Source organism: Actinomyces ruminicola, assembly GCF_900103885.1.
Lineage (GTDB): Bacteria > Actinomycetota > Actinomycetes > Actinomycetales > Actinomycetaceae > Actinomyces > Actinomyces ruminicola.
In genome coordinates this window covers 1-26499 of sequence record NZ_FNIM01000015.1, presented here as the reverse complement: position 1 = coordinate 26499, position 26499 = coordinate 1, and the positions used below count along the sequence as shown (strand labels likewise).

Here is a 26499-nt window from a genome sequence, read left to right as displayed (position 1 = left end):
CGGTAGACGTTACTCTTGCGTGACTGACGGCGGAGTGCCACGCTGTGCGGCGTGGCTGCCGAGGCGGCCGCCGCGGTCCCGAATAGTTGCCCATAGCGGGCTGCGTGACACCTGCAATAGATTCCTTCCTGAGGGGTACAACGTATGAAGTTCGACATGGGTGCGTCCACGCTGACGACGCTGACCAAGCAGACCTCCTCCTCCAACGAGGATCTGGGCGCGCTGGTCAAGGAGCTGGTGGCGGCGGCGGAGCCGCTGGAGGGCCGCTTCAACGGCAGTGGGCGGGCCGCCTTCGACGGATTCAAGGCCCGCACGGATGAGGTCTCCGCGGAGCTGAACGGCGCACTCGCCGCGGTGCTGGGCGGTATCCGCGGCATGGACACCGCATTCATGCAGGGTGAGCAGGAGATGGTGGACTCCACCCGCGCCGCCGAGGGCTCGGTGAGCTTCGACTCCGCGCGCTTCAGCTCCGGCCGCTGACGCGCCCGGCCCGTGCGGCCTATTTCCTGCGCGGGCGCAGCGGAACTGAATCAACAAGATTTCCACGAGTTTATGAGTTGTGTCCTCAAGGAGGGGACGAGTATGGCCAACCAGATCGACAAGCGCTCCTACGACGTCGGCGCCTCGCAGGAGGTGCAGTCCAACTTCGAGCGGGTGGCGTCCCGGCTTGAGAGCCTGATCAACCAGCGCGACAGCGACGTCAAGGCCGCCATGTCCCAGTACCAGGCCGATGGCGTCTCGGACGAGTACCAGGCCAAGGAGCTGCGCTGGAAGAACGCCGCCGGCGAGGTGCGGGGGATAATCGCCACGCTGCGGCAGTCGATGCAGACCACGGATGAGGGCGCCCAGTCAACGCTGCAGCGCGCCCGCCAGGCCGTGGATGAGATCGGCTGACGGCGGTGTCGTCATGGGATATTGACCCCGACGGCGTGGCGCAGGTGCTGTCGGAGGAGCAGACGCTGGTGGACTCCACCCCGGGGCAGGAGGGCGATTTCACCACCGCCCTGAACGGCGTCGGCACCGAACTGAACAACGCGATAACCCCGTGCACCGAGGCCAGCGGCATGGGCACGAACTCCAACGGGGAGGAGCTCATGCAGTCAGCGCTCGTGGCCAGTGCCATCGTCGACTGGTTCGATACGCACAAGTCCGACTTCGAGTCCATCACCACCACGATCAGCAACGTGCTGAACAACACCGTCAAGGCGGTCAACGCCTACCAGCAGCACGATGAGGCGTCCGCGCTGGAGTTCCAGCGCCAGGCCACGTGATACCCCGACGCAGTGAATTGATCCTATGGCTACTCCCTTTGATGAGACGAAGATCCCTGCCGTGGACTTCGACGTCGACTCGCTGAGCACCGCGGCGACGAACCTGGAGACGAAGGCAGGTGACCTGCGTACCTCCGGCTCGGACGTTAAGACCAAGTGGGCCGGCATCCAGAACGTGTACAAGGCCCCCGAGCAGGAGACCCTGTATGCGGCCATGGACCCGGTGGCGACGGACACCGACACGCTGGCCACTGCGCTGGAGAGCATGGCCGGGTACCTGTCCACCTTTGCGGAGTCGATGTCCGGCATCAAGGCGCGCGCGCAGACGTTGAGGACGAACGCGCTGGCCTTCAAGGCGAAGATCAAGGACAACCCGGAGTGGGACCACGACCAGGACCTGGTCGATGAGAACAACGGCCTGATCACCACTGCCAACGGCATCCAGGTGGACATGTGGGACGCTGAGCGAACCTGCGCCAACAGCATTCGGGCCCTGGACGGCCTGGAGGGGTACCACGCCGACCCCACGGGGGATGACGACGAGCTGGGCTACGGCTACTCGGATATTCCCGAGGGCACCGAGGGCATGCCCTGGGGCAGTCCGGTGGACCGCCAGGACGCCTGCCCGAAGAAGGCTGGAGTAGCCGTCAAGCGCTTCCTGTGGGACGGGCTCGTATGCGAGGGGCTGGGCGGCATGGTCAACGGCGTGCTGAACCTGGGCGGGGTTGAGTTCGAGGGCTCCAACGGTTTCACACGCGATGACGACCGGCGGACGGCCACCTGGCGGGGGCTGGGCATGTTGATCGGGCTCACCTGGGACGAGGACGGACAGTTCCAAGGTGCGCAGCGGGAAACCTTCGGGAACGCCTGGAAGGAGACCGCCAAGGGATTCCTGTGCTGGGACGTTTGGGAGGAGGACCCGGCCCGCTGTTTGGGTGGTGCCACCTTCAATTTGGCGTCGGTGCTGATTCCGGGCTTGGGCATCGCCACCAAGGTCACTTCCGGTGCCTCGAAGGCGGGTAGGGCCGCGCGTTGGGCTGCTGTGGCGGGCAAGGTGCTGAACTACATGGACCCGCTGGGTATGGTGGTTGATGCGACGTTGGGCAAGATCACCAAGGTTGTGGTGAGCAAGGTTGATCTGGACTTTACTGGTCTTGATCTGCCGTGGCAGAGGGGTACGACGAGTGGCTTCCCGGATGTGGATGTTGATGCCCGTACCGATCTGCCTGATGTGGACGTTGACGTTGACGGCGGCCATCGGAACCCACGGGCTCATTCGGACGGGACCAGCCAGAGTCCGGATCTGGATGGGGTTGATCTGGGCCGTAGCGACGTGGACGCGCCGGGTGCGCGGCGTACCCCGGAGGTGGACGCTGCTCCTGATGCGCCCGATGCGCCGCATGCCCGCGGTGGTGATGGGGGTGACGTGCCGGAGGGCGGTCGTAGACCTGATGCCGATGCGACGCCCGACGGTGGTAGGAGTCCCGATGGGGACGTGAGTCCGGACGGGCGCTCCCCCGAAGCGGATACACCTGATGCGTCGCAGTGGACGCCTGACGGCGATGCGGCTCCCGATGGTGGCAGGGGTCCCGCTGGTGAGGCGCCGGATGGGGCGGATTCACCGGACGTGAAGGACTCGCCCGATGCCGGGCAGCGCACGCCGGACTACGACCCGGACAAGGATGCATTCAACCAGGAGCACCGGCCCAGCACCGAGCGGTCTGTGAAGGTTGATGCCGACAGTCCGCTGGCGCCGAAGGCTACGAAGCCCTTCGGCAAGGGTGTGGACCTGGACCCGAACACCTGTTACGAGGTGGAGGGCCGGGGGAAGTACTACACCGATGATGCCGGGGAGATTGTGCATGTGGAGGCGGACTCCGCGGTGCAGCGGCAGACGTGGCTGGGCAGGACCTCCACTACGATGAATCCGGATTTGAAGGACCCGTTGCCGAATGCGACGTATACGGTGGATGGGAAGTTCCACTATACGACTGATGAGTGGGGTCGTACGGTGCGTCTTCAGGTGGATCGCCTGGATGTGGTTGGTCCTGATGGGGTGTATGAGTCGAAGGCGGCTCAGCGGCGGATCGGTCACTACGGGGACGGCCTGGGTGGGGGCTTCCAGGGTGGTCATCTTACCGGTAAGCGGTTTGGTGGTCCGCCGGAGGACATTAACGTGGTGCCGATGCGGGAGTCGGTGAACGGTAATCATCCGGGTAGCTTCTACGAGCTGGAGAAGAAGATTGCTGACAACCCTGGCGACTACCGGGACATTGACATACGTATCGAGTACGACGGGCCGCCGGCCAACGCGGACTCCGTTAGTAGGCTGGGGGACGTGAACCCGGTGGACAGAGTACCGACGGAGTTTACCGTCAGTTGGAAAGAACAGAATGGCTTGCAGGAACAGAAGAAATTCGTGAACAGAGAATAATCGATTATAAGGTCGGCGACGCGGTTGAAAACAGGAGGACGGAGTGGAAATGGCAGCTAGTGGCGGGCAACTATTCTCTCGTATTGAGGGCGAGTTCCGGATGTGGCTCGAGACGACACAAAGCGATCGAGCGGAAATTGAGACTAATGGCATAGGTCTCACCCAGCGAAATACTGCATGGTTGCTGCGAGGCGATGAAAAGGAATCTGCGAGGATTCCGTGGGAACTCAGTTCGCCGCAGGGTAAACTGAGGGCTGCGCAGGTTGTTCCTGGTCGGGGTGCGTGGACGTGGTGTCGGTTGTGGATGGATGCTTCTGATGGGGTGTTGCATCAGGAGTGTGACTGGATGCGTGAGCCGGACTTTGGCTCGGTGCCGGCGGGTGCTGGCGAGTATGCGATTGAGCTGGACATCTATCCGCGTGATCCTGAGTATATTCCGGAGTGGCTGGCTGAGCGTGCGGCGGCGTATGAGAAGCGCAAGGCCCGTAATGCTCGTCGTCGTGAGGCGCGTCGTCGGAAGCGTGAGCAGGAGCGCGGCCAGTGAGCTGAAGCGGCGGCGGAATCCTGGTGTGTCCAAATCTATGACAAACACGCCCGGGGGCGTTGACTTCCTGGGAGGAAACGGTGGAATCATGCGGGCGCCGGATTGGCTCCGGCGGGTGTAGACGGTGTTTGTCATAGATTGTGACTGCGCTCCAGGCGCACACGCCTCCACGGCCACGCGCCCTCGGACCGTGAGCGTCGTCGGCGGAAGCGAAACCGCGTGATTTCAACGACTTCTGCGCAGGTGCCAGGTGTCCAGGAGTCGTTTGTACCGGTCCCGGACACAAGCTCGCCCCGGAGCGGCTGGAACGCAGCTCGGAAATCGTTTCGGACGAGCGTGACGCGTGCAACCCCGCTCGGGGCTGCGGTGCGTCGTCGTTCGCGGTAGTGTCGTTTTGGTAAACGCCGATGCCAGTCTGACCCGAGCAGAGTAGAGGCAGGAACTCATGACCGAGTGGTCCTTCGAAGCACAGATGCAGGCCGTTGAGGCGCTCTCAGACGCCTGCGTACGCTGGATGCGCTCCGCCCACGTGGAGGAGATGTCCATTGAGGTGCAGGCCGTAGGTGCCCGAGCCGGGGTGCGCAGCCGGGCACTGCGCTCCTCCGGGCTGATGCGCCGGGGCGGCTGGGAGGACAACATCGTCCCCAGGGAGGTCGTCGAGCCCGCCGTCAAGGTGCGCATCGCCATGGCCCGGCCCGGCGGCGGCGCCTGGACCAAGGGCGTGTTCACCATGAACAAGCAGGACTACCAGCTCGTCTCCGACTTCGACTACGACCACGAGCCCGTCCTCAACCCGCCCTACACACCCGAGGACGTCGCCCAAGAGCTTCAGCTGTTCCCCCGCGACCCCAAGGCGATGCCGGACTGGATGAAGCAGAGCCAGTGAGCAGCCCCTACCCTGACTATCCCCGTTCTCCGCAGTTTCCCCAGCAGCAGGCTTCGTACCCGCCAGTGCCGGGGCAGCCCGTGCATGGCGGCCCACACTCGGCACCCCAGGCGCCGTACCCGGTTCCGTCCGGGATGCCGCAGCAGGTGCCGCCCCCGCCCGACGGCGGGCCGTACTACCCGCAGGCGCGGCCCCGGCCGACCGACGCGTATGCGTGGTGCATGGGGCTGATCGTGTTCATGATGATTCCCGGGCTCGGGTCCATTGTTGCGTCCATCGCTATGATCGCCGTCGGCTTGCGTTGTAGGAGGCGGCCCGAGCCCATGCGCACCAACGGCACCGCCGCCGCCAGCTGGGGAATCAACTACCTGCTGGCTACGCTTATTTTCCCGGGTGGTTTTTTCCTCACCCTGATTGAAGTGCTGCCTGCCGATTCGGGTGGTTTTTTTCCATGGGGCGCGTTGGGGCTGGCCTGGATGCTCATCTCCCTGTTCCACGTGATCATCTGCATCGCCTTCGGCGTCCGGGCGAGCCGTGGCAAGGTCGTGCCCTTCCGCGGCATCCCCTTCATCAAGTAGCCGGGCACTCCGGCCGCGGGTCGGCATGAAGCTCACTCGCCGGTCGGCGTGAAGTCGCCGACCTGAACCAGGCGGGGCTTGCGGCCGCGACGCACCCACCAACCGCGCCCGGGCCGCAGATGCTCCGCCCGCACCCCGCCGATAAGCGCCCCCTCGCCGCGATCGCCGTCCATGATCAGGCCGGTGGCGCCGGTGTCCCGCAGCGCCTGCAGCAGCTGGTCGTACAGGGCCCGTGACGCCCCGGCCACCGGCCGGGCCAGCACCGCATTCAGGCGCAGATCCCGCGCCGAGGACAGGAACGGGATGATCGGCCCCAGCGGCCCGTTGCCTCCCGAGGACAGGATGTCGTAGTCGTCCACCACCAGCACGATCCGCGGCCCGTCCGCCGCCTCACCCGCCGCCAGGGCATCGGAGCGGCGCTGCAGCTCCTGCGCGATCGACGCCGACAGCCCGCCGGCCAGCGCCGTCGAGGTCGCATGCCCACCCAGGAAGGCCTCCGGGCAGGCCCCGGCCGTCGTCCGCCGCACGTCGTAGACGGCCACCACCAGCTCGTCCGGCGTGTACCGCTCAACCAGTGACTCGATCACGCCGCGCAGCACCGTGCTCTTGCCGCAGCCCGGATCGCCCAGCACCAGCAGATGCGGGTCCCGGCCGGTCAGGTCCAGGTTGATCGGGGTCATCGTGTCCTGGAACAGCCCCAGCGGCAGCAGCTCCGGCTCCTGCTCGCCGTCGGGCAGGTCCGCCGGGTCGATGCTCTCCGGCAGCAGCCGCACCGGCGCCGGCAACGGCCCCGACCAGGCCGCGCCCACTTCCTCCGCCAGCACCTGCAGGGCCGCGCCGACGCCCTCGGACAGGTCGGCGCCCTCAACCACCGGCAGCGCCACCTGGGCGAACAGCTTGTCCGTGCGCAGCACCCGGCCCGGCGTATCCGCCCGCAGCGTGGCCGAGAGCTTGCGGGCCACCAGCGAATCAGCCGGGTCATTCAGCCGCAGCTCCAGACGGGTGCCCACCAGCGACTGCTGCGACATGCGCAGATCGTTCCCGCGCGACAGCGTCATCACCGCATGCACCCCCAAACCGCCGCCGCGGCGCAGAACCTCATCCAGCGGGTCCTCCAGCTCCGGGAAGTCCGAGCGCAGCAGGCCCAGTCCGTCCACCAGCAGCACCACGTCCGCGCTGGCCAGCTCGGGCAGCTCCCCCGCGGCGTGCCGGGCGCGCAGCACCTCCAGGGAGTCGATACGGCGCGCCGCCAGCACCTGCTCGCGCTGATCCAGCATCGCCACCACCTCCTCCAGCACGCGGCGCATGCGCTCCCGGTCCCCGCGCGTGGCCACGCCGCCCACATTCGGCAGCGCCACCAGTCGCGACAGCCCGCCGCCGGTGGCGTCCACCCCGTAGAAGGCGAGCCGGTCGGGTCCGCTCGTCAGCGCGGCCGCAGTGGCCAGTGTCCACAGGAAGGTGGTGCGGCCGCTCTGCGGCGCCCCGACCACGGCCACGTGCCCGCCGCCCACAGTCAGGTCCAGCAGCCACGGCTGCTGCCGCTGCCGGGCGGGATCATCCACCAGCCCCACCGGCACCCTGGGCCCGGGGCCGGGCGGGGCGGGCGCCCGCAGCCCGACGGCGTCGCGCCGCAGCGACCCGCCCAACACGTCTGTCAGCGGCAGCCGGGCGGGCAGCGGCCGCAGCCACACCGGCGGCATGGGCTCAGCGGCCCGGCTCAGCTGTGCCACGACGGCGTCCACCACCGTCCGCCTCGTGGTGTGCCCCTCCGGGACGACGGCCTGTGCCGCCGTCGGCTCCTCGGCCTCCAGGCCGTTGTGCACCGGCAGCAGCAGCGGCACCTGCTCCTCGCGCTCGGCGGGGGCGGGCTCGGCCTCCACCTCCTCCACCGGTCCGGAGACATAGCCGGCCCGGAAGCGCGTGAAGACGCTGGTGTCCACCTTCAGGTACCCGTACCCGGGGGAGGCGGGCAGGTGGAAGGCGTCCGGCACCCCGATCACCGTGGAGGACTCGCCCTCGGTGAAGGTGCGCAGGCAGATCCGGTAGGACAGGTAGGTGTCCAGGCCGCGCAGCTTGCCGCCCTCAATGCGCTGGCTGGACAGCAGCAGGTGCACGCCTATGGACCGGCCGATGCGCCCAATCGTCAGCAGCAGGTCCACGAAGTCCGGATTCGCCGTCAGCAGCTCCCCGAACTCGTCGATGATGACGAACAGGTGCGGCATGGGCGCCATCTCCGGATGCTCCTCGCGCAGCCGCCGGTAGTGGGCGATGTTGGGGGAGGAGCCGGCGTCCCGCAGCTGCTTCTGCCGGCGCACCACCTCGCCGGCGATCGAGGCGCGCGCCCGCTCGATGAGCCCGGCGTCGTCGGCCAGGTTGTCCATCAGCCCGACCACGTGCGGCAGGGAGGCGAAGGGCGCGAAGGCGGCGCCGCCCTTGTAGTCGACCAGGATCATCGACAGGTCCTCCGGCCCGTGGCCGACGGCGAGCGCCGTCACCAGGGTGCGCAGCAGCTCCGACTTGCCCGAGCCGGTAGCGCCCACGCACAGCCCGTGCGGCCCGACCCCCAGCTGGGCGGACTCCTTCAGGTCCAGCAGCACCAGTTCGTGGTTGTCGTCGGTGCCCAGCGGCACCCGCAGGAAGTCGCGGGCCGAGCGGGGCCGCCAGGCGGCGGGCACGTCGATCCTCCTGGGGTCGTTCACCCCGAGCAGGTCGGCCAGCGGGGTGGCGGAGGCGTCCTCCACCTCCCGCTCGGCGGCCGCCCCCAGGGACAGCGGCGCCAGCGCCCTGCACACGCCCTCCGCGGCCGCCGGACCCAGCTCGTCGGGAGTCACCACGGTGGGCGGGATCGGGGCGGCGGCGTGGTCGATCCTTCCCGAGGCGTCGCGGGCCGGACGCAGGTCCTCCACGAGCACCGTGCCGTCTTCGCGCACCGTCAGCCGCAGCGACGGGTCGGAGGGCTCGTCCAAGCGGTCGGTGACCAGGTGCACGACGGTGGCGCCCACGTCCTGCGCCCGCAGGGAGGCGTCGGGAATCGTCAAGGACCGGGCAGGTCCCTCGGCGTCGACGACGGCGAGCAGCCGGGTGCGACGACGTTGCCCGCCTCCCGTCCCTATGCGCGCCACCTGGGCGGCGGCCTTCGCGGCGGCGGCGATCTCGGGACGCAGCACGCGCTCCAGGTCCTGCTGGTCCGCCCCCACCCGGCGCATGGCCACCGGGCCGTCGAAGGCGCCGTGAACGCGCAGGTGGGGGAGCCGGGCCACGCCCTCCCACGCCTCGGCCACGGACTGGTCGTAGGCGAGCGCGATGTGCAGATCCTCCGGGGCGTGGTGGACCGCCGCCTGCACCAGCAGGGTGCGGGCCAGGGCGCGGGTGGCCTCCCGGGGGCCGATCAGCGACACCTCGCCGGCGGCGTCAAGATCGATGGCGGCGGGCATGGCGTACTGCACCGCGTAGTTGTCCACCAGGGCCCGCGCCTCCTGCACCAGCAGGGGATCGGCCTGGGCGACGGCCTCCGTGCGCGGCATGGCCGCCAGCGGATGGGGCAGGTCGGCGGTGCCCAGCCGCAGGCGCAGGAAGTCGCCGTCGGTGCGTCGCCGCTCCCAGCGCCGTTCGGGGGAGATGGCCCAGGCGGCGAGCGCCTGCGGCGCGGGGTGGGCCCGGTAGGCGCGCTGACGCAGCTGCCCGGCGGTCGCCTCCAGGGCGGCTGCGGCATCCGCCAGCGAGTCCAGATAGCGCTCGCGCCGCTCCCGGCGCTGACGGGCCTGCCCGTTGCGCCGGGACACAGTGGCGGCGAGCATGCCGATCACGGTCACCAGCATCACCACCGCGCCGAGGATCGCGAAGATCAGGTTGGAGCGCAGCAGGGTCATCATGAGCATGGATGAGCCCGCGCCGGCCAGCGGCAGCAGCATCTGGAAGGGGAGTCCCTGCCCCGCACCGGTGTCGGCCAGCTGCGGGGGCGCGGGCACGACGGCCGGTTCGGGCAGCTCCAGCGGGCGGTGCAGACGCCCGGGGCGGTGGACGGTGCGGATCATGCCTCACCTCGTGCTGTCCGGGCGGCCGCATCCACGGCGCGGGCCGCCAGGGCGGCGATGGCGACGGCGGTGCGGCGCCGCAGGGGCGTGGGGCCGGGCCGCCGCAGCGCAGGGTCGTAGGGGACCAGGATCTCGTCCGGGCCCAGGCGCGGGATGAGCGGATGCCCGGGCGCGGTGGCGACGACGGCGTGCAGCACCACGGGCGGCCTGCCGCGCCTCGTCCCCGCGGGCAGGGCGGCGGGCTCTGCACCTACCGCGCCGACTGCGCCTACTGCGGCGTCGGCCGGGTGCCCGGTGAGGGCCTCGGCGAGCCGGCGCAGGCGCGCGCGGGCGCGCTCCACCTCCCGGCGCCGCGCCGGGGTCACGAGCACCAGGGCGTGGTGGAGCGGCGCGATCTCGGCCAGTTCCGCGTGGGTCAGCGGACCGAACTCGGTCACGCAGGTGTCGAAGAAGTGCCCGAGCTCGCGCCGCGCCCGGTGCCAGGTCGGCGGCAGTCCCGGCTCCGCCGGCACCAGCCGCAGGCAGGAGGTCAGGCCGTCGGGCCCGCAGCCGGCCGAGCCGCGCAGGGCGGGGCCGAGCTCCGCCGGCGGCACCGCGGTGGGAACGGGTTCCTCCAGGGGCCAGCGACGGGAGAAGGGCAGCCGGTCGGCGGCGGCGTCGGTGCCGGGGGAGGCGGACAATACCAGCGCGGGCGCGCGCCGGGAGCGGGTCAGCGCCCCGGTCAGTTGCAGGGCCACGGTGGTGGCCCCGCAGGCCCGCCCGGTGGGGACCACGGCGATGCGACAGGTCAACGGCAGCGGCTGCACCAGGGCCTGCTGCGTGTGCGCAGCGGCGTGGCGCCAGGCGGCCGCGCCGGTGAGGGCCAGGGCGCACAGGTCGAGCGGGCGGCGCAGGAAATCGGTACGGGCGCCGTCGCGGCCTGCTCCGGGACGGAGGCGGGCGGGAGCGCTCATGAGAAGAGCCCCAGCAGGTGGGCGAAGAGTCCATCCAGGCCGCACAGCAGCGGCAACGTGGCGACGGTGGCGGCCGTCTCCGCCAGGTCGCCGAGGCGCCGCAGCCGCACGCGGGTCTGGTCGGCGCTCTGGTAGAGGGACGCGGCCGCCAGCACCAGGACGGCGACGGCCAGCAGTGCGGCGCGCTGCGACCAGGGCAGCGGCGAGGCCAGCATCAGCGGCGCCGGCAGGCAGGCCAGCCACAGGGCGATGACCTCCGCCCGCAGGGGGAAGGCGCGCGAGCGCAGCGCCGCCGCGATCACGACGGCCACGGCCAGCCAGCGCCCCCACGGATCGTCCTGCCGCGCCAGGTTCGCCGTCGCCCACGCCAGGGCCGCGGCCGCCACCAGGCAGGAGACCAGCAGTGAGTCGTGGGCGGCGGTCAGGCTGCGGCGGGCCCGGTCCCGCGGCGGCAGCACCCCGGTCAAGGCGGTGTCGTCCAGTCGGGCCGCCCCGGAGACCACCAGCGCGATCCACGGCAGACAGCCCGCGAGTATCAGCGCGAGCACCGCCAGGAGGCCGTGGGCCAGCTTCGTGGTGGGGGACAGGGCGGCGATGAGCATCCAGGCGCCTTCGGCACCGAGTCCGACGGCGGCACCGGTGCTCCAGCCGAGGCGTCCGCCTGCCAGCCCCAGGGCGGCCGTGGTCAGCAGCAGCAGGGCGAGCGCGGCGAGTGCTCCGGGCCCGGTCCCCGTCGTCGCCAGGGTGAGGCCCTGCGCCGCCAGCAGTCCCAGCAGCAGGCACATTCCGAGGACGTCGACGCCGACCGGGCCGATGCCGCTGCGCCGGAGCGCGGCGACGGCGAAGAGCAGGGCCAGACCCGTCAGCGCCACCCAGGTGTGCGCCGTCGGCGTCAGCCCCTGGAGCTGGGGCCAGACGGCGAGCGCGGTCAGGACGCCGATGAGAATGCCGACTCCGAGCGGCCGGTCCGTGCGCCGCCACCGGCCCGGGTGCGCCTCGGTGAGGTCTGCCATGGCCTCACTGAGGTCGGACACGCGTGCGGGCGGCGGGATCTCGTCGTCCGCCACCACGCGCAGGACCTCGCCGTCCAGGACCTCCTGGGTGACCAGGTCCAGTTCGGGGTCCACCAGACGGCCGTCGGTGCGCACCAGGTGCGTCGCCGTCGGGGCGCCGGAGCGGCCGGACTGGTCGCCCAGCAGGGACAGCAGCGTCGGCATCTGGGCGCCGACCGGCTCGGTGGAGGGCAGTACCAGCTCGGCTCGTGACCGGTCGGCCACTAGCGTGATGCGGGTGTAGGGGATCATTGCTCTGCTTCCTGGGTTGCCTGCGCCGCTGCATCCGTTGGCTGGGTTGAAGCGGGCGCGTCTGTGGCGTGTTCTGTGGCGCTGTCGGTGGAGACGCTGCTGCCCGAGGGGTTGCGGAGTGACTCCAGGTGCGTGGAGATGTAGGCGTAGCCCACGCAGCCGCTGCACGCCAGGGCCGCGACCACCAGTGACGCGATCAGCCGTGGCGCCTGGGCGCGGCTCCTGCCGGGGACGCGACCGCGCTCGAGCGCGTCACGCAGGCGGGCGTGGTGCACGCGGGCGGAATCGAGAACCGCCTGCTCGTTCTCACGCGGCACGGGCGCTCCTCGGGTGGGCGGCAGCCTCGCGGGCGGTTCCGGTGAGGCCGGCTCCGGGCGGTGCGGCCGCGGCTCTCATCCGACCATCCTCTCGGGGCCAGGGGCCTGGGCGTCCGGGAAGCTCAGCGCCTGCCGGGCGCGGGCGCGCTCCTGCTCCCGCTCCCGGGCCCGCAACTCCTTGCGGGTCATTCGGGGCGGTGCGGGGGCCTGCGGCGCGGCCGCGGCGGCCGGGTGCTGGGCGGGCTCGGGCGGCGGTGGGGGCGGGGGCGCCTGCGGCGGCACGGACGGCGGCAGCGGCATGGGCGTCATCGGGGGAGTCTGCGCCGAGGGGGGCTGCGCCGGTACGGCACGGAGCGCAGGCGGTGACTCGGGCGGGAGGGCTGCGGTCGCGGGAGCCTGCTCCGGCTGTCTCGGCTGCGGCTGCTGCGGTTGCGGCTGGACCGGCTGCGGCGAGGGCGACGATGCTGCAGCCAGCTGCTGTGCGCGGGCGGAGAGCTCGGCGGCTTCAGCGAGTTCGTCCAGCTCGTCCAGGGTCACCCGGGACGGATCGGGGCCGTTGTGGATGTCCAGCACGGTGGCTCCGGCGGCAGAGCCCAGGCGCACGACCGCCAACAGGGCTCGTGCCGTTCCGGTGGGCAGGCCCGCCTCGGCGTCGACGGTGAGCAGCCCCAGCAGCAGGCCGCCGGCGGCTCTGCCGTACAGGCAATGGCCAACGAGCTGGGCCAGGAGCAGGCCCAGCGCCGCCAGCACGAGCAGGAGCCTGAGCAGTGCCGGGCCCGACAGCAACAGGCCGACCACCAGCGGCACAGCCACGATGGCCAGGTCGATCCCGATGCCCGCTGCGACCATCTGCCGAGAGGCCGCGTGACAGCCGGCGGGGAGCGGTGACTGTTCCGGGGGCGAGGCCTGCGACGACCGTAAGGCCGGTGCAGTCAAGGGGTACCTCCTTTGCCGGGGCAGGGCGGCGCCGAGCACTGGGCGCGCCGTCGCCGAATGACAATCGCGTTTCGATCACGAGTATGGCACGGATATGGCCATACTCGTATGTGGTGTCGCATGCATTACGGCTATTCGGGGGTCGCGATTGCGACTGTGGCGTGGGGGGCGCGGGGCGTGCGCCCCGCGTCACCGGGCGCCGGCGCCCTCAACGGGCTCTTCGCGTTCGGGGGTGTGGCTGGTGGCGTGTTCTGGTTGGTGCTTGGCCGCTTGTTGTGGTGGTGTGCGTGGCCCAGGGCTGTGGTCTCCGGTCCGGTTGCCCGCGTGATTCCGACGACTGGTCTGCGGGAGCCGGCGGCCGGGGATCGAGGTCGTCCTCGCTGGCCCGACAACGCCCTCGTTGCCCCGAGGCCCTCCCGAGTGTGGAGGGCTTGGAGCCGAAGAGGTCGTGCTCGGCAGGCCGGCACCCACCGACAACGACCTCCCGCGCCCGGGGACGTGCTCAGCGTCGTTGCTCCGAGCGACCTCGCGAGGGCGTGGAGCGCGGGTTTACGACCTGGGGTGCGATCCACGACCACCCCGGGGCCGTAAACCACGCCCCGAGGTCGTAAATCGGCACGGCGGTCAGCTGCGAAGCGCAGCCGGTCGGGGGCTGTGGGTGCCATCAACCCGGGCGCGGGCCAGTCGGGATACCGAGTGCGTCCCCGGGCGGGTCATGGCCCGCAGCGGCGTGGCGGGGCGGACGGTTCGTGTGTTCCGACGACGGTTGTCACTTGGCGCCATCGCTTCGCCACCTCCCGCGAAGGAACGAACCCTCAGGCGAAGGTACGAGTCGTCGCGCCCGATCCGCCGTGACCCACCGTGACTCACGGTGACCCACCGCGCACGCCCCACCCATCGCGCCACGTGCCGCGCCCGGAGGAACGTGCCCACAAACCACCACCCTGACACCCCACCCGTCACACCACCACACCCTCAAACACGAAGAGCCCTGAAACAAGCGGACACGGTTACGCCCGGGCGAGGGCCATATCGCCGGGGCGGATCCAGCCGCGAGCGCGCATGAACTCGCTGATGGCCAGGGTCAGCAGCGCCGGGGCGACGAAGTGGAACAGCACGATGGTGGCCAGCAGCTGCGCCGGAGGGGTGCCGGTGCTCATGGTCTGCCAGGTCATGAGCTGACCGACCAGGCCCGCCGACCCCATGCCCGAGCCGACGGCGTTGGACTCCAGGTGCAGCACCGCGGTCGCCACCGGCCCGAGCAGTGCCGACGCCAGTGTGGGCGGTACCCAGATCAGCGGCCGACGCAGGATGTTCGGCATTTGCAGCATGGAGGTTCCCAGGCCCTGCGCCAACAGCCCGGACCAGCGGTTCTCGCGGAAGGAGGCGACGGCGAAGCCCACCATCTGGGTGGTGCAGCCGATGGTTGCGGCGCCCGCGGCTATGCCGGACAGGCCCAGGATCACGCCGAGCGCCGCCGAGGAGATCGGCAGCGTCAGCACCATGCCCATGATCACGGCGACGATCACCCCCATCAGCAGCGGCTGCCGTTCGGTGCCCCAGTTGACCAGCTGCCCCAGCGCCGTCATGGCCGAGGAGATGGGTGGGCCCACCAGCAGCCCGACGCCGCCGCCCACGACGATGGTGGTCAGCGGGGTGACCAGGATGTCCACCGGCGTCCGGCCCGAGACCAGGCGCCCGGCCTCGACGGCCACGCAGGCGGCCACGAAGGCGCCCAGCGGCTCGCCCGGACCGCGCAGGAGTAGGGCGGTGCCGCCGTCGTCGGTCAGGATGGCGCTGCCGGACAGCAGGCCGGACGCCTGGGCGGCGATCTGTCCAACGGCGGCCGCGGAGATGACGACGAAGGTGTCGGCCCCCAGGCGGCGGGCGGTGCCCAGGCCGATGCCGGCGCCGGTGACGGCGGAGGCCACTCGCCCCATCAGCACGATGAAGTCGCCCGCCGTCCCGGGGATGAGGGCGCCGAGCTGGGTGAGGATCGTGCCGATGATCAGCGTGGCGAACAGGCCGTGCGCCATGCCGGTAAGGCCCTCGATGAAGAACCGGTCGCCGAAGGCGCGCAGCCGGTTCAGCGGGCCGCGCCTGCGGGCGGGGGAGGGGGCGGCAGGGCCGGCGGGGGGAGCGGAGGGTGCGGACATGGGGCCTCCCATGGGCGGCGGGCGGTGACGGGCGCGATCCCGCACTTGGTGTCAAGACACATGCAGAATAGCCGGATGCGGCTAGGTGTCATGACACTGGCTGCGTGAAGTGCCTCTCAGGCGGGCGGCACTCGGCCCGAGTCGTGAGCCGCGTGTCAGCGCAAGATGCCGAGCTCGTCCAGGCGTGCCTCGATGGCGTCCAACTGCGCCTCGGTGTCGGCCTCGACTGTGTGCGCGTGCCAGCCGTTGGTCAGCTCGGACAGGGTCGAGGACTCGGTCATGCGCTCGAGGAAGAGGTCGAGCTCGGCTTGGTTGTGAATGAGGAGGTCCACCGTGATCTGACCGTATAGCCGGTGCTCGATGATCGTGTCCAGGGCCGTGCCGCCGGCGTCGATGATCGCGGCTACCTCTGCGGCCACCTGATCGCGTCCGTGCTGCACGTGGAGGACGCGGCGCGGCCGCGAACTGGGGCGAGCCAGGACGTAGCCGCGGTTGGTGGCGCGGATGGCGTGCCCGGCGGCGCGCAGCAGGGCGACGTCGCCGACGACGATCTGCCGGGAGACGCCGAGCTGCTCGCCCAGCCACGCCGCCGCCAGGGGGGCGGCGGCCCCCTCGAGGCGGGTCAGGATCGCCTGCCGGCGCTCGGATGCGTCCATAGTCGTCTCGCGGTCCTCTCGGTGGTGCGCTCGCTGCCGCGCGGTCGGCCCATGTGAGCCGCTTCATTGGAACGTAGCACGGTTGTGGCGCAGGACGGAATGGGGGAAGTCCCTCCGGCGGTGGTGCGACACGCCCGGCGGGCAGTGATCCGGAGGGCTTTTTTCTTCGCTTCGTCCCCAGACTGGGGACGAAGCGGGGATGGTTGGGTCGTGTGCCTGTGGGTGGCTCGGGGTTAAGGGGGTCGAATTCGTGTCGGACCCCCGCGAGAGCATGGATGAGCCGATCCGAGCCGGCCTCGGCCGCATCGGCGCCGGGATGGTCGGCGGGGGTGTCCGCGCCGGCTCCACAGGTGCGTCCACAGCGATCGGTGCGCTGTCCACAGCTCGGAGGGGGTCTATGCACAACGACACGCCAGCCACATCATCTTGGGGTAGTGGCGCACCCCGACCCCTAGGGGTAGTGTTTTGAACAGCAGGGGGCGCTTGCCCTCCCGAGAACTACATGCGTGTGATTACAACCGGGTAGGTTCCCGCTAGCGGAGGCCGTCGGGGCGCGCACGCACCTCAATCATCAACCACCCACTGCCAGGAAGTGACTGACATGGCGATCACCGTCTACTCCAAGCCCAACTGCGTCCAGTGCTCCGCCACCTACCGCGCCCTGGACAAGGCCGGCCTGTCCTACGAGACGGTTGACATCACCCTCGATGCCGAGGCCCTGGAGCAGGTTCGCTCCCTCGGCTACGCGCAGGCGCCCGTGGTCATGGCCGGCGGCGAGCACTGGTCCGGCTTCCGCCCGGACAAGATCAAGGCCCTCGTCTCCGTCGCCGAGGCCGCCGCCATCTGAGCGGAGGCAGGCGTTCGTGAGTGGCCGCCCGCTACTCGTCTACTTCTCCTCCGCCTCGGAGAACACCCGTCGCTTCGTCGACCGGCTCGGCTACCCCAGCGCGCGCATCCCGCTGCGTCCGAAGGATGAGCCGCTGTGCGTCGACGAGGAGTACATCCTCGTCGTTCCCACTTATGGAGGCGGCGCCGTCAAGGGCGCCGTACCCAAGCAGGTGATCAGGTTCCTCAATGACCCGCACAACCGGTCGCTGTGCCGCGGCGTGATCGCCTCAGGCAACACCAACTTCGGCGAGGCCTACGGCCTCGCCGGCGACATCATCGCCAGCAAGCTGAACGTGCCCTTCCTCTACCGGTACGAGCTGCTCGGCACCCCCACCGACGTCGAACGCGTAAAAGAAGGATTGGACAAGTTTTGGCAGACACGCTGACGGCCCCGACGAGCACCGGCACGAAGACCACGGTGGCCCCGGACCTCGACTATCACGCCCTGAACGCCAAGCTGAACCTGTACGACGCGAACGGCATGATCCAGTTCGACGCCGACCGCGAGGCCACGCGCCAGTACTTCCTCCAGCACGTCAACAGCAACACGGTCACCTTCCCCACCCTGGAGGAGAAGCTGGACCACCTGGTGCGGGAGGGCTACTACGAGCAGGAGGTGCTGGACCGCTACACGCCCGAGTTCGTCAAGTCCGCCTTCAAGGCCGCCTATGCCTACGACTACCGCTTCGAGACCTTCTTGGGCGCCTTCAAGTACTACACCTCCTACACGCTCAAGACCTTCGACGGAAAGCGCTACCTGGAGCGCTTCGAGGACCGCGTCACCATGGTCGCCCTGGCACTGGGCGACGGCGATGAGGCCCTGGCGCTGGACCTGATCGGCGAGATGATGTCCGGCCGCTTCCAGCCGGCCACCCCCACCTTCCTCAACGAGGGCAAGGCTCAGCGCGGCGAGCCCGTCTCCTGCTTCCTGGTGCGCATCGAGGACAACATGGAGTCGATCGCCCGCGGCATCAACTCCGCCCTGCAGCTGTCCAAGCGGGGCGGCGGCGTCGCCCTGCTGCTGAGCAACCTGCGGGAGATGGGCGCCCCCATCAAGCGCATCGAGAACCAGTCCAGCGGCGTCATCCCGGTGATGAAGCTGCTGGAGGACTCCTTCTCCTACGCCAACCAGCTGGGCGCGCGCCAGGGCGCCGGCGCCGTGTACCTGCACGCCCACCACCCGGACATCATGCGGTTCCTGGACACCAAGCGGGAGAACGCGGATGAGAAGATCCGCATCAAGACCCTCTCGCTCGGCGTCGTCATCCCGGACATCACCTTCGAGCTGGCCCGGGGCAACGAGGACATGTACCTGTTCAGCCCCTACGACGTCGAGCGCGTCTACGGGGTGCCCTTCGCGGACATCAACGTCACCGAGAAGTACCGCGAGCTGGTGGCCGATGAGCGCATCCGCAAGGAGAAGATCAACGCCCGCCAGTTCTTCCAGACGCTGGCCGAGATCCAGTTCGAGTCCGGCTACCCCTACGTCATGTTCGAGGACACGGTCAACCGCGCCAACCCGATCAAGGGCAAGGTGGTCATGTCCAACCTGTGCTCGGAGATCCTGCAGGTGTCCGAGCCGAGCGTGCTCAATGAGGACCTGTCCTACGCCCACGTGGGCAAGGACATCTCCTGCAACCTGGGCTCCCTGAACATCGCCAAGACCATGGACTCCCCGGACTTCGCCCGCACCATTCGCACGGCAGTGCGCGGCCTGACGGCGGTCTCGGACCAGACGGAGCTGGAGTCGGTGCCCTCGATCAACCGCGGCAACCGCGAGTCCCACGCGATCGGCCTGGGCCAGATGAACCTGCACGGATTCCTGGCGCGCGAGCGCATCCACTACGGGTCCGAGGAGGGCCTGGACTTCACCAACGTCTACTTCGCCTCCGTGCTGTTCGCCGCCCTGACCGCCTCGCACGAGCTGGCGGTGGAGCGCGGGGAGGCCTTCGTCGGTTTCGAGGAGTCCAAGTACGCGTCCGGCGAGTTCTTCGACAAGTACCTGACGCAGGACTTCGTTCCCGTCACCGAGCGGGTCCGCGAGATCTTCGCGGCGTCGTCGGTGCACGTGCCCACGCGCGCCGACTGGGCGGAGCTGGCGGGAAAGATCAAGCGGGACGGCATCTACAACCGCAACCTGCAGGCGGTGCCGCCCACCGGGTCGATCTCCTACATCAACCACTCCACCTCCTCGATCCACCCGATCGTCGCCAAGATCGAGATCCGCAAGGAGGGCAAGATCGGGCGGGTCTACTACCCGGCGCCGTACATGACCAACGACAACCTCGAGTACTACGAGGACGCCTACGAGATCGGCCCCGAGAAGATCATCGACACCTACGCCGCCGCCACCCAGCACGTGGACCAGGGGCTGAGCCTGACGCTGTTCTTCCCGGACACCGCCACCACCCGCGATGTGAACAGGGCGCAGATCTATGCCTGGCGCAAGGGCATCAAGTCGCTGTACTACATCCGCCTGCGCCAGGCGGCGCTCACCGGCACCGAGGTGGAGGGCTGCGTATCCTGCATGCTGTGAGGCTGCGTGGTAAGGGGGGTTTAGGGCGGTGAGTAAAGACGGTTGGGATCTGTCGCGTCCCTATCGCGTGTTTGTCGACGAGTCTGAGGTCCGGGGATACTCGATTACCGCGGTGTACTTGCGACCGTCTGATGTGCATCGGATCCGAAAGGCACTTCGTTGCCGTCTGCGCTCTGGACAGCGCTCTATTCACTTCACCAAGGAACGTGATGATGTGCGCCGCGCGGTAATCCACGACATCGTGGCGATGCCAGTCAAGGTCGAGGTGTACCGGAGTGCGGCAAAACCGAGGATTGCGAGGCCAAGATGCCTGCGTGCCCTGGCCGAGGCGCTGCGCGATGGAGGTTGCCAACAGCTCGTGCTTGATCGAAATGACGCTGCTGTGCAGTCTGATCGGCGCGTGCTGCATGAAGCGTTCGGCTCTGGTTGGGACGGAACCTACGATCATTTGCATGATCACGAAGAGCCTCTGCTCTGGCTGGCCGATGCCGTCAGCTGGTGTTGGAACAAGGGTGGGCAGTGGCGGGAGGCGTTGGCCGGCGTCACGCTCGACGTCATTGAGCTGGGCGACTGACACGCGAAACCCGGCTCGCCCACCGTCCGGAAGGCTGCCGGGTCCACTTCGCAGGGCTATTGCCCTGAGCGACGAATAGCTTACTTCGCCAGCGCCTACGGCGCCAGTGCCAGTTTCCCGGCAGGGCTAATCGCCGCCACCGAGGTGGAGGGCTGCGTCTCCTGCATGCTGTCATGCCTTAGCTAGACGGGGCTTGTTGCGGGATGAGGGTGCGTGCGTCGGGGTGGAGTGTCCGGATCCGGGACAAACGCCGCCCACGTGGGCGTGAGCCGTTCTTGCACCCGCATGATTCCAACGTTGTGCTCGCGGCCTTGGACGCCGCCGGCATCGTTTGTCCCGAATCCGGACACTTTTGCGGGACGTGCGGCAGCGGCGAGCGCCGCAGGCGTGCCCGCAGATGAGCAGAGCAGCACTCGACCCACGCGCGCCAGACAACACACCCTCAAACCTCATCCCCGATCCCTCCACGTTTGTGAGGGACTGGGGCGTACAAGGACGTTCTCGCCGGGTGCTGGTCGTGTTCGGGTGTAGGGGGTCGTTGTCGGGGTCGGCCCGGAGGGCAGTGCACTTCCACCACTGTCTGCCCGCGACGTGCGGTCGGGCGTCTAGGTCGTGTTATGTAGGTCGTTTGAGGGTTCTTCTGGTATGAGGGTGTGGTGAGTATTGCCGGCGTGGTGGGGTGGGTGTGGTGGGGTAGGCGCCTGCGGGGGTGTCCGAGTTCGGCACAAAGGCCGCCGGCAGCCCCTGGGGCCGATCGAGAAACCGCATGATTCCAACGCTCTGCCTGCCGCTGGCGGCAGCGCCGGAGCTGTTTGTGCCGATCTCGGACACTTTGTGCCGACGCGCACGGGAGCAGGCGCCGGCGGCCGGCCGCCAGGCGGACGGGCCCCCGCCCGGCGCCACGCCGCTTGCCTGGAACAGCTGGCTCGCCTCCGCCCGGGGGCGGCCCTGCCCGGCACCTGGGCCGCCGGCCGGCGGGGAGGTCCTCGGGACCCGGCGCCCGTGCCCGTCCCGGCCCCCTGCTCGGACCGCGTTCGTCTGGATGGACCGCGTTTGCCTGGATGGACCGCCTGAGACGGCGTCTAGGACGGTCCAAGCAGGGCTGGGCAGTCCAAGCGGAGCCTCGCGGTCCAAGTAGGGCTTGACACGAATCGTGACTGGCTGCGCGCCCAACACATCGCCGTGACCGTCCCCGTCAAGGCCGACCAGGCCGCACACCGCCGCCGACGCGGCAGCAGGCCGCCCGCCTTCGACCCGATCGCCTACAAGGACCGCAACGCGGTGGAGCGCTGCTTCGGCCAGCTCAAGCAGAACCGGGCCCTGGCCACCAGACACGACAAACTCGCCGTCCGCTACCAACCAACCACCCGCATCGCCAGCATCGACCACTGGCTCAAACGACTTACATAACACGACCTAGAGGCGTATGCGCCCCGGCTCCTGGTAATCGACCACTGAGCATCAGGCCCCACTGACTGTTTCGAGGACGCGGGATAGACCGTGAGAACGCGCCCTCGCCGCCGAGGACGTCCTCCGGGGCAGCGTTCTCGCGGGCCGAGGTACGTCCTCGACGGCCGCCCAGCGTCCTCGGGGGATGCCCCGCCTTTCGGAGCAGCCCGCCAAGCCCGAAGGAGACTCCCGCCAACCGGAGTCCGGCCCTGGTTCCGGCGGCCGGGGCGCGGCCGAAGAGTATTAGGCCTCGGCGGTCGCAGCTGCCGCAGCCGCACGCACGCGCAGTTCGCGGACTGTGGCCAGCGGGTCCTCGCCGTCGGGGAAGCCGCGCAGGCGCCAGTACATGGCGAGCATGGAACCGGTGATCGTGTGCCAGAAGGTTGCCACCGCGCACGGTGCGGCCACGGCGGCGCCGAGGTAGGCGGCGGCCAGGGTGGAGCCGAGCCCGGCGTTCTGCAGGCCTGTCTCGATGGAGATGGTGCGCCGGTCGCGGCGCGATACCCCGATAGCCCGGGCGACCGCATAGCCGAGCCCATACCCAATGGCGTTCTCGACGGCGATCGCCACGAACATGAGTAGTCCGGCCGTGGCGATCAACGCCTGGCTGCGGGAAACGACCGCAGCCACCACCCCGGCAATCGCAACCACGGACACCCAGGGCATGAGCGGCTGAATCCGTGCTACCTGCCGGTGCGCGAACATGTTCAGCACCAGTCCCGTCCCCACCGGCAGCAGCACGATCTGCACGATCGACCCCGCCGGCACCTCCATGTAGGTACCCGCCGGCCACAGGGTGAGCAGCGGTGTGACCACGGGCGCGAGCATGGTGGACAGGGCCGTCATGGACACGCTCAGCGCGGTGTTGCCCATGGCCAGGAAGCTGCACACGTTCGACGTGGTCCCGCCCGGGACGCAGCCGATGAGGATGATGCCGACCTTGAGCGCGTCGGGCAGCGGAATCACGTGGGCGACGCTCCAGCCCACCAGCGGCATGACGCAGTACTGGGCGAGCACGCCTACCACGACCGGCACCGGATGGCGCGCGATCATGGTGAAGTCGGGCACCGACAGGGTCATGCCCATGCCCAGCATGGTCACCGCCAGCAGTGGGGTCATGTAGTTGGCCAGTGGCACGAAGGTGCTGGGGGAGAAGAAGGCGGCGAGGAAGGCGGAGAACATCACCAGGGGGAAGACGGCCACCGCGATCTGCGCACTGCGCTCCTGGCGTCGCTCCTCCGCAAGGGCCGCCTTCGCTCCGGCTGCCGAAGCGGATCCGGGCGCCGACTGGCGTCCAACCGGCGGACAAGGATGGGCCGGCCAACGGGGGCCCGCCGACCGGCGGAGCCCCCGTGCAGCTTTGGAGCATGCCCTGACCGGGCAGCCGGAGAGGACTGGACTACGAATACCGAGACGGTCGTGATCCTGCCCTCGGCGGCGCCTCAGCCCTTGTGGTGGAAACGCTCCTTGAGCCGGGCCACGCGCTCCTCCCAGGCCTCCTTGCGCTCCTGGCGCCGCTCCTGACGCATGACCTTGGTGGCTTCCCGGTTGGCGGCCCTGGCGGCGTCCTGCGCCGACTCCAGCTCCGCCAGCACCTCGGCGGCGGGTCGTCGCACCACTACCCCGTCCAGCGGGGCCACCAGACCGTCCAGCACCTCCTCGGCGTACTCGCGGGCCTCGGCGAAGATCGCCGTCGTTCCCGCGGGCAGGCGTGAGCTGAACTCGCCGATGGCGGTCTCGGCGCGATTGACTCGTTCGACGTCGACGAAGCCTCCCGCCAGGGCCCCGGTGCCCCAGCCGAGCAGCATTCCGAGCGGCCCGCCCAGAATGCCGATGAGCATGCCGATGAGCCCCCCGGAGAAGGCACCGTCCCCGATGCGGGCGTCTGCGCCCTCGGCCAGATGCAGGTGGCCGTCCGGTTCCCGCTCGGCAATGATGGCCGCCGGGACGGAGATTCTCCCGGCCTGTGCCGCCTGCCGGATATCACTGAGCGCCTCGTAGGCCTTACTCGACTCCGCGAAGGTCACGACGACGAAGTTGTGCGCGGTCATGATGCCTGCTCCTGCCATGTCGGTGGTTTGTGGCCCTGGCGGGCCGGTGACAAGGGAAGTAAACATCTCCGGCTATGTGCGCGTATTCGGATTCAAGCGGCTTTGGGAGTATTCGTATTGTTTTCTTGGCGGGCGCTCCGAGTGGTTTGAGGTTGTTCTCACGGTTCTGAGAGTGTTTGGTCAGGCGGGTGGACTCGGGAGTAAACGGTTGATATCCACCAGAGCCTTCTATGAGTGGTTGATCAGGAACCCGGAAGCAGCCCCCCTAGACAATGCGGATGTGGATCCACTGCTGCGCAACTGCCTGCTCGTGCTGCTGTTCATCCTGGTCGGCGCCTGCGTCTCCGCCTCCTTCGGGGCGGCGCAGACGGACTACTTCGGCTACTGGGGCGCGATCCGGTGGCCCGGATCGAGTCTGTGGGGCTGGGTGAGCTGCGCACTCTCATCCTGGCGCAGGAGAACCTCGGCGTCGAGGAGCGGCGGATGGTGGTGGACGAATACGGCGGCACGGACGGGATCGTCACCCTGGAGGACGTCGTCGAGGAGTTCACCGGGCAGATCGCCGACGAGTACGACCGTGAGGAGCCGACCGTGGTGCGCCGCAGCGGCGGCATGGTGATAGACGGGCTCATCTCCCGCGCCGACGTCGCCCGGGCACTGGACCGCAGCCTGCCCGACGGCCCCTTCGACACCCTCGGCGGCTTCATCATGGCAGAGCTGGGACGGCCGACCGCCGCCCCGGGGCGAGGGGTCAAGATGCGCGGTGACTGGCCGCGCGGTCGTTCAGCTTCCACACGGCGCAGGACAGGGCGGTGGCGAATGCGGTCCAGGCCGCGTATGGCGCCAGGGCCATGCCGCGCACCTTACTGATCTTGAAGACGCGGCGGGTCAGATCGGCCGAGCTGGCGGCGAGGACTCCGGACCAGACGGCGGACAGAGCCGGCTGCTTGGCGCGGAAGAACGCCCAGCTCCAGCCGCCATTGAGCGCCAGGTTCGCGGCGGTCGCCGTCAGGAACCGCTTGGCCTCCTTGTTGCTGCCCGTGATCTCGCCGGCCTCCCACAGGTCGGCCAGGGTGAGCCCGGTGGTCAGCGCGATATCCGTGTACAGCGTGGTCCACGCGATCGGGAAGGCCTCATTGGGCGGATTCCAGTCGGGTTTCTTGAGGCGGGCGTAGTAGTCGCCATTCGGGTCCGAGGCGGCCGTCCCGACCGCTGCGGTCGCCGCAACCAGTGCGGAGGTGGTCAGTAGCGCCTTCATCTTCAGGTGTGCCATTGGGTGGCCCTCAATCGTGTCGCGTACTCGCTTTTCGAGTACTGCTGCGGTGAGGCTATGGATTCCAAATGGGGTCGGCCTCGGCGCATCCGCACAAATGCGCGCGAAAGTGCCGATGGTCCGCGTGGGGATGCCTGGGGAATGGCTGGCGGGGCATGGGCCGGGGCGACGCGGCATTGGCCTGGACGGCCGACGGGGCCGGCCCGGAAGTCGGCCTAGCCCGCGGGCCGGAGCCGCCAGATCTCGTCGCAGCGGTGTGCACAGGCGGACACCAGACGCGCATTGGGCACGTCCACGGTGCGCACCCAGTGGCCGGCGTCGGCGATGCTGCGACCGAAGTCCTGGTGACGGGACACCAGGCGGTCAATGAGCTCCGCCTCGGGCACTTCCAAGAAGATCAGCAGATCAATCCGGGCGCGGACCTGCCTCCACTCGCCCGATTCCAGTGCCAGGTAGTTGCCCTCGGTGACCACGACGCCGGGACCGCTCACCAGCGCGCCGGCCGCCACCGGTTCGTGCAGGTCCCGCCGGTACACCGGCGTCAGAACGTCCATGCATCCGGGCGCACGCACCCGGTCGAGCACGGACAGGTAGCCGACGACGTCGAAGGTGTCCGGGGCGCCCTTGCGGCCGTGGCGGCCCAGCGCGTCCAGCACCGCGTTGGACATGTGGAATCCGTCCATGGGTACGCCGCCGGCGAGCAACTCTCGTTGCCGCAGGTTGTGCTCCAGCGCTGCGGCCAGTGTGGACTTGCCGGCTCCGGGTGCCCCGGTCAGCCCGACGACGAGGCGGCCGCCGCTGCGGGCATCAGGCCCGTCGTCGATCCGGGTGTGGAGTTCGGTGGCGGACGCGGCGTCGCGGCCGACGGCGGCTGCGGCCGTGTGCAAGCGCTCGGCCAGGCGGTCCCCGAGTTCTGCGAGCAACACCTCGGCGGTGCCGGTGCGGACGATCGGCGAGGTGGGCATGGGGCGATTATCGCTCAGAGGGCGGCATTTGGGAGGTGCGGTAAGCGGTGGGGTGCGGCCGATGCCGGCGTGTAGGGAGGCCGGTGCTGGACCGCGTTCGTGCGGACGGGCTCCGACGATTGGTCGGCGTCGTCTACTACGCCGGTTAGTACTTGGGTACGCCACTTAGGTGTGTGCTGAAGGCCTCCGAGCCCTTCAGCGCACACCCAACCGGCGTAGTAGACGCCGAAGTGGCGTACCCAACGTCACCCCACAGGCCCGCATCCTCAAGCCCCTTAGTAACGCGGCTCAGGGACTCACCGCTCACCACAACTCAACACACCGAGAGCCGTATATGTGCGTGGCGGGCCCGGCTTCGAATGAAGCCGGGCCCGCCACCAGACAGTCCCTTACGAGACTACCGACGCCGATTGCGCGGGGTTATGCCCGCCTGCGCGCAACCGTGGTTGAGATTCCCGCGAGCAGGAGGACCGCGGCGACCGCTGCGAGCGACGTGGTTCCTGCGCCGGTCTTGGCGAGCTTCGCGCGCGAGGTCGACTTCGCGTCCGGGCTGGACGGCTTGCCAGGTGAGGGTGCCGTCACTCCGGGCGTGGTTCCAGCGCTGGGCTCGGTGGTCGGTTCGACCGTGGGCTCGGTGGTCGGTTCGACCGTGGGCTCGGTGGTCGGTTCGACCGTGGGCTCGGTGGTCGGTTCG

The 26499-nt window shown here is 69.4% G+C and carries 24 protein-coding genes and 1 pseudogene; 13 read left to right on the top strand and 12 right to left on the bottom strand.

Annotation, left to right across the window (positions count from 1 at the left end):
- Positions 1–144: 144 nt before the first annotated feature.
- From BLR49_RS10615 to BLR49_RS10585, 7 genes are all read left to right on the top strand, one after another.
- Positions 145–480 (top strand): hypothetical protein, encoded by a 336-nt coding sequence (locus BLR49_RS10615; protein ID WP_092537427.1) that lies wholly within the window; start codon positions 145–147, stop codon positions 478–480.
- Positions 481–582: 102 nt separating this feature from the next.
- Complete coding sequence (locus BLR49_RS10610; RefSeq protein WP_092537425.1) at positions 583–894, top strand: pore-forming ESAT-6 family protein; 312 nt, start codon at positions 583–585, stop codon at positions 892–894.
- Between the two features lie 5 nt (positions 895–899).
- Entirely contained in the window at positions 900–1271 is a 372-nt protein-coding gene (locus tag BLR49_RS10605; RefSeq protein WP_092537423.1) for a DUF6507 family protein, read from the top strand.
- Positions 1272–1332: 61 nt separating this feature from the next.
- Positions 1333–3705, top strand: coding sequence for a DNA/RNA non-specific endonuclease (locus BLR49_RS10600; protein WP_176765854.1), 2373 nt, complete (start codon positions 1333–1335; stop codon positions 3703–3705).
- A gap of 43 nt (positions 3706–3748) precedes the next feature.
- The gene (locus BLR49_RS13750; protein ID WP_245690616.1) at positions 3749–4249 is read left to right on the top strand and encodes a hypothetical protein; all 501 of its coding nucleotides are present in this window, start codon (positions 3749–3751) and stop codon (positions 4247–4249) included.
- 445 nt (positions 4250–4694) lie between these two features.
- Positions 4695–5135 (top strand): hypothetical protein, encoded by a 441-nt coding sequence (locus BLR49_RS10590; protein WP_245690615.1) that lies wholly within the window; start codon positions 4695–4697, stop codon positions 5133–5135.
- 134 nt (positions 5136–5269) lie between these two features.
- Positions 5270–5713, top strand: a complete 444-nt coding sequence (locus BLR49_RS10585) for a magnetosome magnetite crystal formation protein family (protein ID WP_092537417.1) — start codon at positions 5270–5272, stop codon at positions 5711–5713.
- Positions 5714–5745: 32 nt separating this feature from the next.
- Here the strand turns inward: BLR49_RS10585 and eccCa are convergent, their stop codons facing one another.
- The 7 genes from eccCa to BLR49_RS10550 form a co-directional block, all read right to left on the bottom strand.
- The gene (gene eccCa, locus BLR49_RS10580) at positions 5746–9747 is read right to left on the bottom strand and encodes a type VII secretion protein EccCa (protein WP_092537415.1); all 4002 of its coding nucleotides are present in this window, start codon (positions 9745–9747) and stop codon (positions 5746–5748) included.
- The gene (locus tag BLR49_RS10575) at positions 9744–10700 is read right to left on the bottom strand and encodes a hypothetical protein (RefSeq protein WP_092537413.1); all 957 of its coding nucleotides are present in this window, start codon (positions 10698–10700) and stop codon (positions 9744–9746) included. Before BLR49_RS10575 ends, eccCa begins: the two co-directional genes overlap by 4 nt.
- Entirely contained in the window at positions 10697–12004 is a 1308-nt protein-coding gene (locus BLR49_RS13885; RefSeq protein WP_092537411.1) for an EsaB/YukD family protein, read from the bottom strand. The genes BLR49_RS10575 and BLR49_RS13885 overlap by 4 nt, the downstream gene beginning before the upstream one ends.
- Positions 12001–12321, bottom strand: coding sequence for a hypothetical protein (locus BLR49_RS10565; protein ID WP_092537409.1), 321 nt, complete (start codon positions 12319–12321; stop codon positions 12001–12003). The genes BLR49_RS13885 and BLR49_RS10565 overlap by 4 nt, the downstream gene beginning before the upstream one ends.
- Before the next feature lie 75 nt (positions 12322–12396).
- Positions 12397–13170, bottom strand: a complete 774-nt coding sequence (locus tag BLR49_RS13320) for a hypothetical protein (protein ID WP_176765853.1) — start codon at positions 13168–13170, stop codon at positions 12397–12399.
- A gap of 1097 nt (positions 13171–14267) precedes the next feature.
- On the bottom strand, positions 14268–15413 hold the full coding sequence (locus BLR49_RS10555; protein WP_176760920.1) for a PTS sugar transporter subunit IIC: 1146 nt from the start codon (positions 15411–15413) through the stop codon (positions 14268–14270).
- Positions 15414–15568: 155 nt separating this feature from the next.
- The gene (locus BLR49_RS10550; protein WP_092537403.1) at positions 15569–16069 is read right to left on the bottom strand and encodes a transcription repressor NadR; all 501 of its coding nucleotides are present in this window, start codon (positions 16067–16069) and stop codon (positions 15569–15571) included.
- A 601-nt stretch (positions 16070–16670) separates the two neighbouring features.
- On the opposite strand from BLR49_RS10550, the gene nrdH reads away from it, so the two are divergent.
- The 5 genes and pseudogenes from nrdH to BLR49_RS10525 all read left to right on the top strand — a co-directional run.
- Positions 16671–16916, top strand: a complete 246-nt coding sequence (nrdH, locus tag BLR49_RS10545; protein ID WP_176760921.1) for a glutaredoxin-like protein NrdH — start codon at positions 16671–16673, stop codon at positions 16914–16916.
- Positions 16917–16932: 16 nt separating this feature from the next.
- Entirely contained in the window at positions 16933–17343 is a 411-nt protein-coding gene (gene nrdI, locus BLR49_RS10540) for a class Ib ribonucleoside-diphosphate reductase assembly flavoprotein NrdI (protein WP_176760922.1), read from the top strand.
- Positions 17328–19493, top strand: a complete 2166-nt coding sequence (gene nrdE / locus BLR49_RS10535) for a class 1b ribonucleoside-diphosphate reductase subunit alpha (RefSeq protein WP_092537399.1) — start codon at positions 17328–17330, stop codon at positions 19491–19493. The genes nrdI and nrdE overlap by 16 nt, the downstream gene beginning before the upstream one ends.
- A 28-nt stretch (positions 19494–19521) precedes the next feature.
- The gene (locus BLR49_RS13740; protein ID WP_143013750.1) at positions 19522–20067 is read left to right on the top strand and encodes a hypothetical protein; all 546 of its coding nucleotides are present in this window, start codon (positions 19522–19524) and stop codon (positions 20065–20067) included.
- 1158 nt (positions 20068–21225) lie between these two features.
- Positions 21226–21477, top strand: a pseudogene (locus tag BLR49_RS10525) (IS5/IS1182 family transposase); the annotation flags it as partial.
- 282 nt (positions 21478–21759) lie between these two features.
- Here BLR49_RS10525 and BLR49_RS10520 read toward each other — a convergent pair.
- Together BLR49_RS10520 and BLR49_RS10515 are read right to left on the bottom strand one after the other, a co-directional pair.
- Positions 21760–22719 carry a bile acid:sodium symporter family protein gene (locus BLR49_RS10520; protein WP_245690614.1) on the bottom strand — a complete coding sequence of 320 codons (960 nt, stop codon included), beginning with the start codon at positions 22717–22719 and terminating at the stop codon, positions 21760–21762.
- Between the two features lie 239 nt (positions 22720–22958).
- Entirely contained in the window at positions 22959–23567 is a 609-nt protein-coding gene (locus BLR49_RS10515; RefSeq protein ID WP_092537394.1) for a DUF1269 domain-containing protein, read from the bottom strand.
- A gap of 399 nt (positions 23568–23966) precedes the next feature.
- Between BLR49_RS10515 and BLR49_RS10510 the strand changes: the two genes are divergently transcribed.
- Entirely contained in the window at positions 23967–24437 is a 471-nt protein-coding gene (locus BLR49_RS10510) for a transporter associated domain-containing protein (RefSeq protein ID WP_245690613.1), read from the top strand.
- Here BLR49_RS10510 and BLR49_RS10505 read toward each other — a convergent pair.
- The 3 genes from BLR49_RS10505 to BLR49_RS13315 all read right to left on the bottom strand — a co-directional run.
- Positions 24319–24840, bottom strand: coding sequence for a TspO/MBR family protein (locus BLR49_RS10505; protein WP_092537392.1), 522 nt, complete (start codon positions 24838–24840; stop codon positions 24319–24321). The two genes, BLR49_RS10510 and BLR49_RS10505, sit on opposite strands and share 119 nt — an antisense overlap.
- 215 nt (positions 24841–25055) lie before the next feature.
- The gene (locus BLR49_RS10500) at positions 25056–25805 is read right to left on the bottom strand and encodes a nucleoside/nucleotide kinase family protein (protein ID WP_092537390.1); all 750 of its coding nucleotides are present in this window, start codon (positions 25803–25805) and stop codon (positions 25056–25058) included.
- 420 nt (positions 25806–26225) lie between these two features.
- A partial coding sequence (locus BLR49_RS13315; RefSeq protein ID WP_176765851.1) for an LPXTG cell wall anchor domain-containing protein occupies positions 26226–26499 on the bottom strand: 274 nt, incomplete at its 5' end.